A 576-nucleotide genomic window follows, 5' to 3' on the forward strand; every position below is an offset into this window, starting at 1 on the left:
AAGTGGTTGCTGATGGCAACACAGGTGCATCTGGTCTAGTTACAGTTACTGTTGCAGATAACTCTTATACAGACCTTGCTGGCAATAATGGTAAAGGCAATAGCGCATCTAACAATATTGCAAGTGTTGATACAACTGCACCAACAGCAGCGATTGTGATTACGCCAGCAGGCGAAGTGACAATTACATTCAGCGAGCCAGTAAAAGACTTCACTCCATCTGACTTGGTTGTAGCAGGCGGTACAGTGAGTGGCTTGACTCAACAGCCAGATGGTATTTGGAAAGGTCAAGTTGTATCGAATGATCCAGTAGGTGCACCAGGTAAGGTCGATATCTCGATACCAGCGGGTTCATACTCAGATATCGCAGGTAACCCAGGTCAATTGGCAACAGGTAGTCAAACTGTTCCAGGTTTTGATACCACTGCGCCAACATCTACGACAACCCTAGATGCAAATGGCAACTTGAAAATCAGCTTCAGCGAAACGGTTAAAGGCTTCGATGCATCTGACGTAAAAGTGACTGGCGGTACAGTGAGTGGCTTAACTCAACAAGCAGACGGTTCTTGGACAGGCA

1 protein-coding gene is annotated in these 576 nt (G+C 46.4%); it reads left to right on the forward strand.

The genetic code is table 11. From position 1 onward, the window contains the following. The coding region (locus EXE29_RS17585; protein WP_228198841.1) for an Ig-like domain-containing protein at positions 1 to 576 on the forward strand (576 nt) is incomplete at both ends.

It is taken from the genome of Acinetobacter sp. WCHAc060006 (assembly GCF_004209135.1).
GTDB classification, from domain to species: Bacteria; Pseudomonadota; Gammaproteobacteria; order Pseudomonadales; family Moraxellaceae; genus Acinetobacter; species Acinetobacter cumulans.